Below are 17,190 nucleotides of genomic sequence, written 5' to 3'. Positions count from 1 at the left end.
CTGTTAAAGGCTATACATAAAAGTCTTAATTAAACTAAATTCATTATAAAAAGTTAAAGCAAAAATCTAAATAGTCTACATACAAATTATCCTTTAATAGCATTATATAGGTAATTTTATTAAATTTAAATATATAACTTTTAATAATTTAGATAACATTTAAAATATTAAAAAGGAGTTATATCTAAAGTTAATAAACTTACTTTAAATATAACTCCTCACTTTACTAAATAAATATTTATTTAGTAATATTAGATCCCTGTTTTACAGAATTTCTTTTATTTAAATATTATTTAAAACAGCCCTATAATTAATTTTTTAAAGTACCATTAGAATTAAATTCATAAAACTTACCATCAATATATCTCTTTTCTGTAACCATGAAACCATTACCTTCATCAAAATAATACCATTGTCCACCAATCATCTTCCATCCAGAAGCTAATCTTCCATTTGATTCAACATAAGCCCATTGTAAATCTGGTGAGTATTCTAAATTCTTAAATGACTTCCATCCTTCTGAAGCATCCCAAGATCCATCTTCATTAAAGAAATGTTGAATATATGGTTTATTAGTTTTATAATCCCATTCCTTAATAGCACCTTTAGCCATAACTTTATTTTCTTTGTAGAAATAATACCATTTATTATTTATCTCTTTCCATCCTTCAGCCAAGCTTCCATCATTATTTATATAAGCCCAACATGTCTTATTACCTTCATCTTGCCATGAATGCCATCCTGGATTAGTAACCCATGCTCCACTATTATCAAAACAATAATATCTTTTATCACCATTTGAATAAGTAACTGCAGTTGAACCTTTTGCCATTTTTCCATTTTCATAGAAATAATACCATGTTCCATTTATATTTTGCCAACCAGTTGATAATTCATTATTTGAGTTTATATAGTACCAGTCATTATTATATTTCCCAATATGATTAACCCAACCTTTTTTATATTGTAGAGCTCCACTATTATCAAAATAATATAGTTTTGTGTCATAAGTGTTTTCATCAAACATATATTTAGGACCAGTTGCCATTACTCCACCGTCATTAAAATAATACCAAATTCCATTGATTTTTTGCCATCCTTTTTGAATAATACCATTATTATCTGTATAGTAATATTCTCCATCTTTATTCTGGCTCCAACCTTTTGCTATCAATCCAGATTCATTAAAGTAATATTGGTTTCCCTCTATTTCAGTCTTTCCTGTACTCATAACTCCACTCTCAAAGTAATATTTGTTTCCATTTATTTCTTTAAATCCCTCTGCCAATTCACCATTATCATCAATATAACACCAAATATAATGAGAATTATATCTATCTTTGCACTTATGCCATCCTTTTGAAGTATTTAATGCTCCACTTTCATCAAAGAAATAATTTGCTTCCTTATTTCCATTAAACCCATATATAGAAATTACTCCAGTTTCCATTAAACCATTATGAGGTTCAAAATAATAATATTTATTATTTATCTTTTCTAATCTTTTTTTACATAATCCAGTGTTATCTGTATAACACCACTTCTCTCCATCATATAAAGTAACCTTATGCCATCCTTCACTAGTTACTAAAGCTCCACTTTCATTAAATAAATATGTTGGTAAATCTACTTTATAACAACCATCTTCGACTTCATTTTCAAAAATAGTACTAGTTCCTTTACACATTATTCCATTAGGTGCAAACCAATACTTATTTCCATTTATTGTTTGCCAACCTGTTTTAGCTAAACCATCTTCTCCAAAGTAATACCAACATGGCTCTCCATCTACAGGTTTAAGTTCATACCATCCTGAATATCTTCTATATGCACCATTCTTATCAAAGAAGTAAATCTTCTCTTTTGAACTATCTTTATCAAATATTCTAGTTGGAGCTGTAACCATTTTTGCATCACTATTAAAATAGTACCAAGTTCCATTGATTTTATTCCATCCTAATGCTGCCTTTCCACCATTCTCAACATAGTACCAATCACTAAATTCTCCATTTATATGGTTAATCCATCCAGTTCTATTAGTTAATCTTCCATCTTCTTCAAAATAATATACATTAATACCTAAACACATATCATCTTGGACTTTTGTAGGACCAATAGCCATTCCATAATTAGGATTTAAATAATACCAATCACTTCCTGATTTTTTCCATTCATTAACTAAAGACCCATCTTCATTTAAATAATACCATTTTTCATTTATTTTTTTCCATCCCTCTTTTTTAAATAAATCTCCATTATTATCAAAATAATAGAACTTAGGGTTTCCTGTAACACCTTCAACATTAACTATTCCAGTAGCCATTTTTCCATCACAATAAAAATAATAATCCTTACCATTAATTGTTTGATAATCTGTTTTTAAAACTCCATCTTCATCTATATAGAACCAAACTTTTTTATAATTATTATATTCATCATATTTACTAAACCAGCCTTTTCCTTTTAACAAGGATCCATCAGAAGTAAAACAGTATATTTTTTCCTCATGATTAAAGTAATCATAAGTAGTTTTTTGACCAGTTGCCATAGCCCCTGTTGTTTCATTAAAATAATATGTCTTTCCACCTATTGTTTGCCACTTAGTTTTTAATGAACTATCATCATTGAAATAGAACCAGTCATCATTTAATTTTGCCCATCCTTTTCTATTTATTAATTCTCCATCTTCTCCAAAATAATATAAATCTAATTTTTCTGGTCTATTACCTTGTATTAAAGTTGGTCCTATACTCATGTGAGAACTAAAATAATATGTCTTTCCATTAATAGTCTTCCACCCATTTGCTAAACTATTATTATTGTTGAAATAATACCACTTACCATCTATCTCTTTCCAACCATTTCCTGTTACTAAACTTCCATCTTCATTAAATAAGTAAACTTCATAATTATCCCCGTTACTTATACAACTTACTCCCTTTGCCATTCCATTATGTTCATCAAAATAATATGTTTTACCATCTATTATTTGCCATCCACTTTGGACTTCACCTTTATTATTTATGCATATTTTTCTTTCACCACCCCAAGTTTCATGATAAGTATGAATACCTGGTTCAGTTATAAGGACTCCATCTTCATTAAAGAAATATACTTTGTATTTTTCATGATTTAAATCATCATATACTCTTACACATCCTCTTAACCTACCGTCATACTTATTAAAATAATATGTTTTGCCATCTATTATTTTCCAGCCATTTTCTAAGCTATTATCACTATTAAAGTAGTACCATGTACCATTTACTTCTTTTAAACCATTGCCTTTTACCAAGGATCCATCTTTATTAAATAAATAAGTTTCCTTTTTATCCCCACTATTTACTTCATAAACCCCATTTACCATTCCATTATATTTATCAAGATAATATGTCCTGTCATCTATTGTTTTCCAACCTTCTAATAAACTATTATCATTATTAAGATAATACCAATTTCCATTTATCTCTTTCCATCCAGAACCCTTTACTAAAACTCCATCTTTATCAAATAAATATGATTTATTTTTATCATTCTCATTTATTTCATGTACCCAAGTTACCATACCATTACTTTCATCAAAATAATATGTCTTACCATCTATTATTTGCCATCCACTTTGAACTTCACCTTTATTGTTTACGTATATCTTTCTTTCTCCACCCCAATTTTCATGATAAGTGTGAATACCTGGTTCAGTTATAAGAGCTCCATCTTCATTAAAAAGGTACACTTTGTATTTTTCATGATTAGAATCATATATTCTTATACTTCCCTTTGCTCTACCACTATACGTATCAAAATAATATGTTTTACCATCTATTGTTTTCCAACCACTTGCTAAGCTATTATCCTTATTAAAGTAATACCACTTCCCATCTATTTCTTTTAATCCAGTGCCTTTTCTTAAAACTCCATCATTATCAAATAAATATGCCTCTTTTTTATCACCATTATCTATTTCATGAACATTAGTTAACATACCATTATATTGATCAAAATAATATGTCTTACCATCTATTGTTTTCCAACCATTTTCAACTTCACCTTTATTGTTTACATAGACCTTTCTTTTTCCTCCCCAAGATTCACAATAATCATGAATTCCAGTATCAGTTACAAGAGTTCCATCCTCATTAAAAAAATATGTTTTATAATATCCATTCTTAGTATCATATACTTCTTTCTTTCCAGTTGATACCTTTCCATTTTCAAAATAATATGTTTTACCACCTATTGTTTGCCATCCATCCTTTTCATTTTCATCAGTTACACTATTATTTTGGCTTTCTGTACCTACTGTTAATGCTTGTCCAGATTCATTAATATTTATGTAATCACTTTTTAAAGCTTTATTTTTATCTAACTTACTTTCAGATTCCTTATTTTCTCCTTTTATTTTCTTGCTTTCTTCATCTCTTTTAGAAGTTTCATTATCTTTACTTTTTACTTCTACTTTCTTATCTGTATTTATTTTATCTTCATTATTTTGATCAGATTTATTTTCTACTTCTTCTACAGTATCCTTTTTATTATGAACTTTTTCTACATTTTCATCTTTAACTTCTTTGGAATCTTTGTCTTTACTATCTTTATCACTTTTAATTTCCTTTACATCTTTATCACTAGACTCTAATTTAGTAGACACCTTGTTATTATTATTCTCTAAACTTTTATCTTCATTGATTTTTTCTGTTTTATTTTCAGCATTCTTTACAAAGTTACTTTCAACTTCTTTTATATCTTTTTTTTCATCAGTTTTTAAATCTTTATTCTTAACATTTGTATCTTCTTGCGTATTTGCCTTAGGGCTTTCATTTTTTAATTGTTTTCCATTATCCTTAATATTATCTACATTAGCAGTAGCTGTAACCCTTACTTCTTCAGCATAAACTTTCTTTCCATTGCTTATTACAAAGCTAGATATAGTAGTTATACTTGCTATAGCTACGGCAATAGCTACTTTCTCTCTTACTTTTTTCATAAAACACCTCTATTAATCCACTCAATTTAACTAATATATTAAAAATTTCCAAATATTATTTTAACATTTTATTTAAATATTGTAAATAAAGTTAATTATATAGATATTTTCCGTTAATATTATTATAAGTAATATTATTACATATAAATTCAATAAGAAATATATTATGATATTCATTTAAAGTAGATATATAAAAAATTCTCTCTAAAAAATCTTCTAATTTATAATCAAACAAAGTCATAAATATCTGTAAAACTGGTGGATTGCAATAATTTTATAAGAACTTATTGTCCCCCCCCATAGCAGGTAGTTTTATTTATTCTAAATAAAAAAAGTTCTACTTAAAAAAGTAGAACTTTTTGTGGTTGCGGGAGCAGGACTTGAACCTACGACCTTCGGGTTATGAGCCCGACGAGCTACCAGCTGCTCCATCCCGCGTCATTAAATTGTCTCTCTGACTTGTATTAAGTATATTCCTAATTCTCTAATAAGTCAAATGTTATTTTAAGAAAATATTTTTTATTTCTATATTAAATACTCTTAGCCTACTTATAGCCTCAATAAAAAAATTACTTTTTATTTTATAACTTAAATATCTTTCTTGGTATTATATCTAATTTAATAATTTTAATATAAATATAATATCACCAAACTCCACTTAAAGTATTACACATAAGATCATTTACTTCAAAAAATCTTTTTGTATTAGGAAAAACTAAGGATAATATAACCTGGGAACTCTCTATGAATAAAGACATAAAAAAGCAAAATTTCAACACTGTATTTAATGAAGGTACATATAAATCCTCTTTCAGCTTCTTTTTATTATGTAATTCAAAGCTTTCTAAAATTTTATTGATTTTATCTATAATACCTTTTCCTAAAGTTAATTTTTCTTCATCTATACTATAAAAATAGCAAAGAAAAAATGCCATTGGACTTAACATAATTGAATTCCCTATCAGCTGATAAATAACATCTCCCAATCCTCCTTGATGGTATATTTGCTTTATGCTCCACAAAGGACTAAGCCAAACTTCTGGTGGATTATAAACAAGCTTATTTCCCCAAGCTATGGTAAGTGGAAAATAGACCTTAGAGGCAACTCCAATTAAGTAAATACAAAATAAATCAAAAATAAATTCTTCATTAGAATATATTTGCTTATATATGTATTCTTCCTTAATTATTCCTTTAATTTTAATTGCTCCTCTAAATAAACAAAAGAGTAAAATTCCTACTACTAAAAATGTGTTTTGGGAAATAATAATCATAAATTCTCCTTTTAATTCTAAGCTTTAATTAATATATTATTTAAGTTAATGTTGATTTCTAAATACAGTATTAATGCTAAAAAACTTCTATTATTCATTAATATAATCTTATAAATATTCTTTAGAAATCAGAATCTCATAAAATAAATAGCTTTATATTACTTTATTAAGTATAGCCTCTTTATTTTTATTTTAATCAAATTAATCACAAAAATAAGCTGTATCAAAACTCCTTAAACCTCTTACAAATCTAGCTAAAAAATAAATGAAATTAATTAGGGATTTATAAGTTTATTTATAAGTTATTTTGATACAGCTTTCTAAAATTAAGCTTCTGTTACAAGCTCTTCTTCTTTATCCTTTTTTTCTTTACCATTTGCTTCAGTAAAGATATTTTCTGTAGCAGATAATTCTCTTAAGTAATCAATAAACCCATCTCTAAGATCTGGTCTTCTTAAAGCATACTCAACAGTTGCTTCTAAGAATCCAAGTTTATCTCCCACATCATATCTTCTTCCTTCAAAGTCATAAGCATACATAGCTTCTTCGCTCATAAGCTCTAAAAGTGCATCTGTTAATTGGATTTCTCCACCTTTACCAGGTTTTGTGTTTTCTAATATATCAAATATTCTTGGAGTTACTATATATCTTCCTAATATAGCAACATTTGAAGGTGCTTCTTCTGGTGATGGCTTTTCAACTAAGCCTTTTACTTTATAAACTCTACCTTCAATGTGTTTTCCATTAACTATTCCGTATTTAGAAACATTTTCTTCTGGAACAGTTTGAACACCTAATACACTAGTTCTATATTCGTTATAACAATCAATTAATTGCTTTAAGCATGGCTTTTCTTCATTATAAACTACATCATCACCAAGTAATATGGCAAAAGGCTCATCCCCTACGAAAGTCTTAGCACAATAGATAGCATGTCCAAGTCCTCTTGGTTCTTTTTGTCTTATATAATGGATATCAACCATATCTGATATATCTCTAACTAAATCTAAAAGTTCAGTTTTCCCTGACTTTTCAAGTTCCATTTCAAGTTCAACATTACGGTCAAAGTGATCCTCAATTGATTTTTTACTTCTTCCTGTAATAACAAGTATTTCCTCTATACCTGAAGCTATAGCTTCCTCAATTATGTATTGAATAGTTGGCTTATCAACTATTGGAAGCATCTCCTTAGGCTGTGCCTTTGTTGCAGGTAAAAATCTAGTACCAAGACCTGCTGCTGGTATTATAGCTTTTCTTATTTTATTGTTCATCCTCTTATCCCCTTGTAAATCAAAATTTTAATATTAAGTTCTAATTTAAAGTGCCTTTGATTTTGAAATAGACCTGTAAGACCATCTTAATAAGCAATTAGTGTTGCATTATATACGTAAGAATAATAGCGTTAAGAAGCTTTTATTGTTTGAGCATAGCGAGTTTAAAAGCTTTAGCTATTATTCTGAAGTAGCTAATAGCAACTCTTTACGAAATTAAGTTAGGTCTTTAAGGTAATTTCAAAATCAAAACTAGCTAAAAATAAATCTTAATATGAAGTTTATTTAAAGTTTTTCATTCCAACGCATTGCCATTTCCAGAAGTCTTTGCACATGTCCTCTAAGTTTTTCTCAGCCTTCCATCCAAGTTCTTTTTCTGCCTTTGATGGATCTGCAAAACTTATAGCAATATCTCCTGCTCTTCTATCTACTATTTTATAAGGTATTTCCTTACCTGATGCCTTTGAAAAGGCTTTTATTATATCTAATACAGAATAACCTTGTCCAGTTCCTAAATTATATGTACTAATCCCAGAACCATCCTTTAACTTTTTCATAGCAGCTACATGTCCTCTTGCTAAGTCTACAACATGTATATAATCCCTTACACCAGTTCCATCTGGAGTGTTATAGTCATCTCCAAATACTCTTACGTAGTCTAATTCACCATCAGCCACCTTTGAAACATAAGGCATAAGATTATTTGGTATTCCATTAGGTAATTCTCCAATTAATCCACTTTCATGAGCTCCAACTGGATTAAAGTATCTAAGAAGTACAATATCCCATGAATTATCTGATATATATATATCTCTTAAAATCTCCTCTATTATAGCCTTACATCTACCATATGGATTTGTTGCAAATCCTGCTTGAAGACCTTCATGTACAGGTACTATTTCACTTTCTCCATAAACAGTAGCTGAAGAACTAAATATAAATTTCTTAACATTATGATTTCTCATACTTGTTAAAAGATTTAAAGTCCCAATAATATTGTTATTATAATATTCTAAAGGTTTTTCTACTGATTCCCCTACTGCCTTAAGAGAAGCAAAGTGTATAACAGCATCTATTTTTTCATTTTTAAAAACCTTATCTATATCTTCAAAATTTACTAAATCGCCTTCATAAAACTTTATACTTTTTCCTGTTATTTTTTCAACTATATCCTTAACTTCTTTTTTACTATTTATTAAGTTGTCAATAACAACTACAGAATTATTATCGTCCTTTAATAATTCTATTACTGTATGACTCCCTATATAGCCAATTCCACCAGTTAATAATATATTCATTAACACTTCTCCCTCACCAAAAAATTACAGCTTAAATTATAGCATAAATTTATTTAAAAATTCAAATTATATACTATTTATATAGCAAATTCCCCCTTTATTGCTTTAAATATACTATTATTTTTTAATACCTCTTTTATTATTTTTAATACTCTATCTTCTCTAAAAATATCATTACTTACTACAAATGTCTCTTCTATTATCTCTTCTATTAAATTTCTTCCCTCTATAATATCATCTTTTAAAAGCTCTGCAGCTTCCTTCCATTTCAATAAGTTATCTTCTCTTATTAAAATCTCAACTTCTTCTATTATTTCCTCACTTATACTTTCCATAATATATTCTATTGATTTTTCAAATTCTAAAATATTTATATCCTTTCTTATTTTATATGGGTTTAATAAAAAGGTCTTTATACTATTTTTTATTGAAGTTTCTAATAGTCTCTCTGGACATAGGCTTTTATACTCTCTTCCTCCAAAGTTATAAGCCATTCTTAAAGAAAATTCTTTAAGATTTTTATCATAGCTTCCTCTTACTCTTCTTATAAATTCTCTCTTAACTTTCCTGTTAATTCCTAAAGATAAGATTGCTAATCTTCCATATTTATAAGATGGGTTATACTCATTTATTAAGGAACTTTTTTCTTTTATTTTATTTATTAAAACTTCTTCACTTTGATTTATTATTTTTTCTATCTCCCACTTATTACTTAATACCTTTTTCTCTTCATCACAAGGAAATATTACTCTCTCCATTATTAAATTTAAATAATACTCTTCTCTTCCCCTAATTATTATTGAAGGCTCTTCCTCTCCTAATTCCTCCAATAAATTTTGAAAGTTATCTTTCAAAAAAGAATTAAAAATATTAGGCATATGATATGCCTCTTTTTCATTTAATCCATTCATAAAATTACTTTCACTATTATCAAATTCTGAAGAAAAATAATCCTTATAAATAGGTTTTTCATAAATATATATATTAGTTTTACTTAAATATCCATTTATAATTAAGTATTTTAAAACTTCTAAATTTCTTTCAAAAGCCTCTTCTTCACTATTAAAAAGCCATATTATCTCATCACTACTAGCTAAATTTCTTCTAGTCTCATAACTTAATAATTGATTCCTAAATTCATTAATGTTTCCACTATAATCAGCTAAAATAAAATCCTTCTCTTTATTATGTAAAATTTCTTCTCCCATAAAATTTCCTTCTAATCTTATATCACTAAATATTAAATTGCTGTTATTAGGATTATACTTCTCATTAAAAAGACTCTCTAATATATAGAAAAACTTTGATTTTAATTCTTCTTGAGATTTTTCTTTATAACCTATATGAAAATAAATATAAGCTAGCTCTCCAATATTATCTAAAGAATGCTTATCTAAATCCTTATTACAAATCAAATTCCCCTTAACTAAAAACTCATTATTAAAAACATAACTTTTTCCACTTTTTCTTTCCCTAAACTCAAGCTTATATTGAAAAATATTATCCAAACTATTTATCCTAAATAAAAACTCTTCCAAAATCCTCTTAAGATCTATTTTTTTATTAATAATGCATTGTGAGTATGGAGTTCCGATAAATTTAAACTTATTAGAATCCTGTTTAAAAATCACTTCAAAATTTGGCGCTCCTATATTATAAAAAAACTTATTTACCAATTTATCTTCTTTTGCTTCATTAGTATTTTTATATCCTTCACTAAACTCCCCAATTGATCCTATAAGATTAGAAATTAATTTCTTTCTATATCCATAATCCCCACCTAATAACTGAATTTTCTTTTTAAATTCAAAGTTAAATCTAGACCTAATCTCCTCTTCCGCAAAAACTTCAAAGGATTTATCACCTTTATGGATTAATTCAAATTGTTCTAATTCAAGCAATTTAAAAACATCTTTTAATTCCTCTTCTAACTTCTTATTAATATTATTATGAGAAATTCCAATAAATTTTTCTAAAATACTTTTTTTAGAATCATAATAAAACTCTTCTATAAAATGAGTATTATCAAAAACAATTTTCATAGATTTCTCACTATATTTTTCTAAGCTTTTTAAAAAGCCATAATAATTTTCATAACAATCACTATTATTTATAATACTCTTAATTTCATTAAGAAACTTGTTAGCTGCTTCATAATCCTTTCCTACATCAGCACCTAAACTTTTAGTTATAACTCTTCCATTTCCCTTATAATCCTTTAAAATAGGGTGCTTAAAGTTTACTGTAAGAACCCCCTTATTCTTTGGTTCTAGTAATGAAACTCCCTTTTCTCTTAACTTATTCATAAATTCACCTTCCATAATCCAAATAAAAATAGCTAATATCTTAATCCTTAACTAGAATATAAACAAAATTTAAACTAAAATATAAACTAATTTATATTTAAATTATAATGAATTTATATAGGCATATTGCACTCACAGCTTAATATTAATAATAAATTTAAAGCTTATAGATTTAATTCTCCCATATTTTAAAGCAACATAAATTGTAGATTAAACTATAAAAAACTATTAATAAAAATTATTTCTTTACTCTATTTATAAAAATACTACTTAAAAAGCACTACTTATTTAAAATAAAAAATAGACAATTCTCTTCTAAAAAAAGATATTGCCTATTTTAATAATTCATAAAAATCTTATCCATATTAAGTTTCTCCTATAATTTTTTCCTTTGATCTTTATAGTTAAATCATATTATTCAAAGTTTTTCATTTCTTCTCTAAGCTTTTTTAGTATTCTTTCCTTTCTCCATCTTGCTTTTGAATAGGTTGTAATATGCTTATGCTCTTGGCAATATTTCTGAAAGTTTCCTCTATCTTTGTATACATAAAGTATAAATTCCCTATCGCTTTTTGAAATATTAGCTAAAGCTTTTACGAAAGCTCTCATTTTTTCTCTCTCAACATATTCATCCTCTATGGAAATATCATCCTTAATGGTCTCACCAATAGTAATACCTTCCCCTATAGGACTATCTAAACTTGAAAAATCAAGTCTATTCTCCTTCTTCTTACACATAGTTCCAAGTTTATTTTTAACATTTGTACTAATAAAAAATATAAACTCAGAACCATGATCCCCATCAAATTTACTTATGGATTCAATAATAACACTTCTAGCTATTTGCTTTAAATCATCAACATCATAACCATTAATAAAAAACCTAGTAGAGTATTTATTAATTAACCCTTCATAAATAGAAACAATCTCAGCCATAGCACACTTATCACCCTTTTTACCCATAATAATTAACTCATTTAAAGCTTCCTTATTTCCCTTTTCCCCTAAAAGTCTAATTTCCCTAGCAGTCTTATTAATAAATCTTTGCTTCTTTTCTGCCATACCTAATTATCCCCCTTAAAATGCAGAATTTTAAAATACCTATTAATATACCTAGTTATGTTTTTAATTTCAAATTAAATAGTTTTATTTTTCATAATATATAAAGTTATGTTATTTATTGTAAATTCATCTTATCATTTAAACATTTACATTTCAACAGAATAACAAATGATTTTCTATTTTTTAACAATAAATACATATTAAAACCTCTTCACTATTTAAATATGCTTTAGTAGGAGAAAAAGCTGTATTATTATGTTAAGTTTCTTTAAATATATCTATAATATTCCAAATTCTACTCTTATTAAATAAAAATCCAGTAGAGAATTTAAATTAACTCTCTACTGGACTCTATTAATTGAAATTATACAGTAACAATATCTTTTTCAACTTCTTTTTTGAATAAAGATTCTTTTTCTGATAAATTATTTAGATATTCAATAAATCCTTCTCTAATCTCTGGTCTTCTTAAAGCATATTCAACTGTTGCTTCTAAGAATCCAAGTTTATCTCCAACGTCATATCTTCTTCCCTCAAAGTCATAAGCATACATTGCTTCTTGTCCCATAAGTTCTAGAAGAGCATCTGTTAGTTGGATTTCTCCACCTTTTCCAGGCTTAGTATTTTCTAAAATGTCAAATATTCTTGGAGTTACTATGTATCTTCCTAATATAGCAACATTTGAAGGTGCTTCTTCAACAGATGGTTTTTCAACCAATCCCTTAACCTTATAAACTTTTCCTTCAATATATTTTCCATCTACTATTCCATATTTAGAAACATGACTTTGTGGAACAGTTTGAACTCCTAATACACTAGTTTTATACTCATTATAACAATCAATTAACTGTTTTAAACATGGTTTTTCCTCATTATAAACTACATCATCCCCAAGTAGTATAGCAAAAGGTTCATCCCCTACAAAAGTCTTTGCACAATGTATAGCATGTCCAAGTCCTCTTGGTTCCTTTTGTCTTATATAATGAATATCAACCATATCTGATATATCCCTAACCAAATCTAAAAGTTCATTTTTACCTGATTTCTCAAGCTCCATTTCAAGCTCAACAGACTTATCAAAGTGATCCTCAATACACTTTTTACTTCTTCCTGTAATAATAAGAATCTCTTCAATCCCTGAAGCTATAGCTTCCTCTATTATATATTGAATAGTTGGCTTATCAACTATTGGAAGCATCTCCTTAGGTTGAGCCTTTGTTGCAGGTAAAAATCTAGTACCAAGACCTGCTGCTGGTATTATTGCTTTTCTTATTTTCTTATTCACTTTTTATATCCCCTTTTAATTAATTTATTTTAATATATTCTTATCTGTATTATTATATATAAAAAGCAGTCTATAATTTATATATAGTATTTTTCAAAAAACAACCTAACAAGTTCATAGAAATTCTAATCTAATATATTTTTTCATACTATTTGATAAAAAACTTAACCTAATACTATTTATACATCTTCTCATAATATTTTTGATAATCTCCTGATGTTACATTTTCCATCCATTCTTTATTATCTAAGTACCATTTTATTGTTTTCTTTATTCCAACTTCAAAAGTTGTTTCTGGATACCATCCTAACTCTTCTTTTATCTTTGTTGGATCTATTCCGTATCTTCTATCATGACCTTTTCTATCTTCAACATACTTTATTAAGTTTTCAGTTATTTCTTCATCTACATTATCATGTAAGTATTCTATAACTGTTTTTACTATTTGTATGTTAGTTCTTTCATTATGTCCACCAACATTGTAAACTTCTCCAAGTCTTCCCCCGTTTATTACCATATCGATTGCTTTTGCATGGTCTTCAACGAATAACCAGTCTCTTATATTCATTCCATCTCCGTAAACTGGTAAATCCTTATGATTTAAACAGTTATTTATTAGAAGTGGTATAAGTTTTTCTGGGAATTGGAATGGTCCATAGTTATTTGAACATCTTGTTATGTTTACTGGCATTTTATATGTATCTGCATAAGCCTTAACCATTAAATCTGAACTTGCTTTGCTTGATGAATATGGACTATGTGGATCTAATGGTGTTGTTTCCATGAAATATCCTGTTTCTCCTAATGAACCATAAACTTCATCTGTTGAAACATGCAGGAATTTAACTCCTTCTTTCCATCCTTCTTCTGTTTCCCATGCATTTTTAGCACAGTTAAGTAAATTTACTGTTCCTAATACATTAGTTTTAGCAAATACTTCTGGCTCTCTTATACTTCTATCAACATGTGATTCTGCTGCAAAGTGAGCTACATAGTCTATCTCATATTTTTCAAATAAACTTGAAACTAATTCTTTATCACATATATCTCCTTGAACGAATATATGTCTTTCATCATTTTCTATTGATTTTAAGTTTTCTAAATTTCCTGCATAAGTTAATTTATCTAAGTTTATTATTTTTATATCTTTGTATTTCTTTAACATATATAATACAAAGTTAGATCCTATAAATCCTGCTCCACCTGTAACTAAGTAAGTTTTCATTTAATTCTCTCCTAACTTTAATAACTTTTATTGATTTTGTTGATTTTCAAAAAAGCTTTTTAAAGCTTCCTTCCAATCTCTCATTTCATCACCAATTGTACATCTAAGCATCATATTATCTAATGATGAATATTCTGGTCTTTTAGCTGGTGTTTTATATTCTTCTGAAGTACATGGGTTAACAATGCACTTATTGCCAGCTAACTCCATTATTTCTTTAGCAAAATCATACCAAGTACATTCCCCTTTTCCTGTACAATGGTATATTCCGTATTCTTCTGTTTCTATAAGCTTTAATATATGATATGCTAAATCATTTGCGTGAGTTGGATTTCCTTTTTGATCATTAACTACATTTAATGATTCTTTTTCTTTTCCAAGTCTCATCATTGTGTAAACAAAGTTATGTCCCACATATCCATATAACCAAGCGGTTCTAACTATATAATATTTTGAACAAAACTCTTTAACATAATTTTCACCTAAAAGTTTTGTTTTTCCATAAACACTATAAGGTGCAGTTAAATCAAACTCAGTTAATGGTTTTTCACCAAAACCACTAAATACATAATCTGTTGAAACTTGAACTAATTTAGCTCCAATTTCTTCACAAACCATAGCTAAATTTCTTGCTCCTAAAGAATTAACTTTAAATGCAAAATCTTCATTACTTTCACATCCGTCAACATTTGTTGCCGCTGCACAGTTTATTACTACATCTGGTTTTTCTTCATTAAGTACATTTTTAACATTTTCTAAGCTAGTTATATCTAATTTATCAACATCTAAAGCAATAACTTCTGAGTTTTTTATATTTTCACTAACTGAACCTATTTCTGCTTTTCCACTTTTTATTATTGATTGAAGTTCATTTCCTAATTGTCCATTTGAACCTGTTATTAATATTTTCATAGACTTCCTCCTATTAACCTTCATATATAAAAGGAATATCTAATTCTTTTAAAGTTTTTTGTTTCTTATCTTTTTCTGATAAGATTATTTCTTCTATTCCTTCTAAAGGCCATTCTACATTAACATATTTATCATTCCAAAGAAGTCCACTGTCATATTCTGGAGCATAAAAATCTGTACATTTATAGTTAAATACAGCTTCATCAGATAAAACTACAAATCCATGAGCAAATCCTTCTGGAACGTAGAATTGTCTTTTATTTTCTGCACTTAAATGAACACCTTCCCATTGTCCAAATGTAGGTGATCCTTTTCTTAAATCTACAGCTACATCCCAAACCTCTCCTTGAGTTACTCTAACAAGCTTTCCTTGAGTATGTTTAGTTTGGAAATGTAATCCTCTTAAAACACCTTTTTTAGATTTTGATTCATTATCTTGAACAAATTTCATAGTAAGTCCAGCTTCTTCAAAAGCTTTTTGACTATATGTTTCCATGAAATATCCTCTTTCATCTCCAAAAACTTTTGGTTCTATAATATATAAATCTTTTATTTTTGTTTCTATAAATTTAAAGTTACTCATCTTTTCACCACTTTCAATAAATTGTATATAAAGTTCAAAAAAATTTACATAATATAAGAATTTGTTATATTATGTAAATTTATATAATCGTCTAATATCTCTCTATTATTTTTTTTGTTCTAACTCTTCAATTATATCAACTAAATACTTTCCATAACCAGTTTTCATTAATGGTTTAGCTAAGTTTAATACCTTCTCTGAAGAAATCCATCCTTTTCTATAAGCAATCTCTTCTAAACAAGCTATATATGTACCTTGAGTATTTTGAACAGCCTCAACAAAGTTAGATGCTTGTAACATTGAAGCATGAGTTCCTGTATCTAACCAAGCCATTCCTCTACCAAATAAATTAACTTTTAAAGTTCCTTCTTCCATGTATAATCTATTTAAATCTGTTATTTCTAGTTCTCCTCTTGCAGATGGCTTTAATCCTTTTGCTTTTTCTATTACTGTATTGTCATAGAAATAAAGTCCTGGAACTGCATACTTTGATTTTGGATGTTCTGGCTTTTCTTCTAAAGAAATTACCTTTCCATTCTCATCAAATTCTACTACTCCAAAGGCCTTAGGATCTTGAACATAATATCCAAATACCATAGCACCATTTTCTAAAGCAGCGGCTTCCTTTAAATTACTTGAGAAGTTTTGTCCATAGAATATATTGTCTCCTAGAATCATAGCTACATTGTCATCTCCTATGAATTCTTCTCCAATTATAAATGCTTCTGCAAGTCCATTTGGTGCTTCTTGAACTTTGTATTCTATATTTAAACCTAATTCACTTCCATCTTTAAATAACTCTTTAAAATTAGGTAAATCTCTTTCTGTTGATATTATTAATACCTCTCTTATTCCAGCTAACATTAATACTGACATTGGGTAATATATCATTGGCTTATCATATATTGGTACCATTTGCTTTGACATTGCCTTTGTTACTGGATAAAGTCTTGTACCACTTCCACCGGCTAATATAATTCCTTTCATACC

At 27.6% G+C, this 17,190-nt stretch carries 11 protein-coding genes and 1 tRNA gene; all 12 read right to left on the bottom strand.

The features are described from left to right. Nucleotides 1–310 precede the first annotated feature (310 nt). The 12 genes from CPF_RS02455 to rfbA all read right to left on the bottom strand — a co-directional run bounded on the left by CPF_RS02455 (nt 311) and on the right by rfbA (nt 17,187). Complete coding sequence (locus CPF_RS02455) at nt 311–4,984, bottom strand: cell wall-binding protein (RefSeq protein ID WP_011590223.1); 4,674 nt, start codon at nt 4,982–4,984, stop codon at nt 311–313. Between the two features lie 362 nt (nt 4,985–5,346). Further along, nucleotides 5,347–5,422 (bottom strand) — tRNA-Met (locus CPF_RS02450). Between the two features lie 206 nt (nt 5,423–5,628). Then, nucleotides 5,629–6,258 carry a VanZ family protein gene (locus tag CPF_RS02445; RefSeq protein ID WP_011590222.1) on the bottom strand — a complete coding sequence of 210 codons (630 nt, stop codon included), beginning with the start codon at nt 6,256–6,258 and terminating at the stop codon, nt 5,629–5,631. Nucleotides 6,259–6,584: 326 nt separating this feature from the next. Continuing rightward, entirely contained in the window at nt 6,585–7,529 is a 945-nt protein-coding gene (gene galU / locus CPF_RS02440) for a UTP--glucose-1-phosphate uridylyltransferase GalU (protein WP_003455278.1), read from the bottom strand. 281 nt (nt 7,530–7,810) lie between these two features. Then, the gene (galE, locus tag CPF_RS02435) at nt 7,811–8,827 is read right to left on the bottom strand and encodes a UDP-glucose 4-epimerase GalE (RefSeq protein WP_011590221.1); all 1,017 of its coding nucleotides are present in this window, start codon (nt 8,825–8,827) and stop codon (nt 7,811–7,813) included. 77 nt (nt 8,828–8,904) lie between these two features. Beyond that, on the bottom strand, nt 8,905–11,133 hold the full coding sequence (locus tag CPF_RS02430) for a hypothetical protein (protein ID WP_011590220.1): 2,229 nt from the start codon (nt 11,131–11,133) through the stop codon (nt 8,905–8,907). Between the two features lie 414 nt (nt 11,134–11,547). After that, nucleotides 11,548–12,195: a sigma-70 family RNA polymerase sigma factor gene (locus CPF_RS02425; RefSeq protein ID WP_011590219.1), complete on the bottom strand. Its 648-nt coding sequence runs from the start codon at nt 12,193–12,195 to the stop codon at nt 11,548–11,550. Between the two features lie 364 nt (nt 12,196–12,559). Further along, a complete protein-coding gene (galU, locus tag CPF_RS02420) occupies nt 12,560–13,480 on the bottom strand; it encodes a UTP--glucose-1-phosphate uridylyltransferase GalU (RefSeq protein WP_011590218.1) in 921 nt (306 codons plus the stop codon). A 175-nt stretch (nt 13,481–13,655) separates the two neighbouring features. Continuing rightward, nucleotides 13,656–14,705 carry a dTDP-glucose 4,6-dehydratase gene (gene rfbB / locus CPF_RS02415; RefSeq protein ID WP_011590217.1) on the bottom strand — a complete coding sequence of 350 codons (1,050 nt, stop codon included), beginning with the start codon at nt 14,703–14,705 and terminating at the stop codon, nt 13,656–13,658. A gap of 27 nt (nt 14,706–14,732) precedes the next feature. After that, nucleotides 14,733–15,617 carry a dTDP-4-dehydrorhamnose reductase gene (rfbD, locus tag CPF_RS02410; RefSeq protein WP_011009934.1) on the bottom strand — a complete coding sequence of 295 codons (885 nt, stop codon included), beginning with the start codon at nt 15,615–15,617 and terminating at the stop codon, nt 14,733–14,735. A gap of 13 nt (nt 15,618–15,630) precedes the next feature. Further along, nucleotides 15,631–16,200: a dTDP-4-dehydrorhamnose 3,5-epimerase gene (gene rfbC / locus CPF_RS02405; protein ID WP_003460494.1), complete on the bottom strand. Its 570-nt coding sequence runs from the start codon at nt 16,198–16,200 to the stop codon at nt 15,631–15,633. 105 nt (nt 16,201–16,305) lie between these two features. Continuing rightward, complete coding sequence (gene rfbA / locus CPF_RS02400) at nt 16,306–17,187, bottom strand: glucose-1-phosphate thymidylyltransferase RfbA (protein WP_011590216.1); 882 nt, start codon at nt 17,185–17,187, stop codon at nt 16,306–16,308. Between the last annotated feature and the right edge of the window lie 3 nt (nt 17,188–17,190).

This window comes from Clostridium perfringens ATCC 13124 (assembly GCF_000013285.1).
Lineage (GTDB): Bacteria > Bacillota > Clostridia > Clostridiales > Clostridiaceae > Sarcina > Sarcina perfringens.
The sequence above is the reverse complement of the archived record's forward strand: the minus strand, read 5'-3'. Positions and strand labels throughout refer to the sequence as shown.

What these genes read in the sequence shown, in the direction of transcription:
- CPF_RS02455 (WP_011590223.1), bottom strand. Translation starts at nt 4,984, where the DNA reads ATGAAAAAAGTAAGAGAGAAAGTAGCTATTGCCGTAGCTATAGCAAGT.
- CPF_RS02445 (WP_011590222.1), bottom strand. Translation starts at nt 6,258, where the DNA reads ATGATTATTATTTCCCAAAACACATTTTTAGTAGTAGGAATTTTACTC.
- galU (WP_003455278.1), bottom strand. Translation starts at nt 7,529, where the DNA reads ATGAACAATAAAATAAGAAAAGCTATAATACCAGCAGCAGGTCTTGGT.
- galE (WP_011590221.1), bottom strand. Translation starts at nt 8,827, where the DNA reads ATGAATATATTATTAACTGGTGGAATTGGCTATATAGGGAGTCATACA.
- CPF_RS02430 (WP_011590220.1), bottom strand. Translation starts at nt 11,133, where the DNA reads ATGAATAAGTTAAGAGAAAAGGGAGTTTCATTACTAGAACCAAAGAAT.
- CPF_RS02425 (WP_011590219.1), bottom strand. Translation starts at nt 12,195, where the DNA reads ATGGCAGAAAAGAAGCAAAGATTTATTAATAAGACTGCTAGGGAAATT.
- rfbB (WP_011590217.1), bottom strand. Translation starts at nt 14,705, where the DNA reads ATGAAAACTTACTTAGTTACAGGTGGAGCAGGATTTATAGGATCTAAC.
- rfbD (WP_011009934.1), bottom strand. Translation starts at nt 15,617, where the DNA reads ATGAAAATATTAATAACAGGTTCAAATGGACAATTAGGAAATGAACTT.
- rfbC (WP_003460494.1), bottom strand. Translation starts at nt 16,200, where the DNA reads ATGAGTAACTTTAAATTTATAGAAACAAAAATAAAAGATTTATATATT.
- rfbA (WP_011590216.1), bottom strand. Translation starts at nt 17,187, where the DNA reads ATGAAAGGAATTATATTAGCCGGTGGAAGTGGTACAAGACTTTATCCA.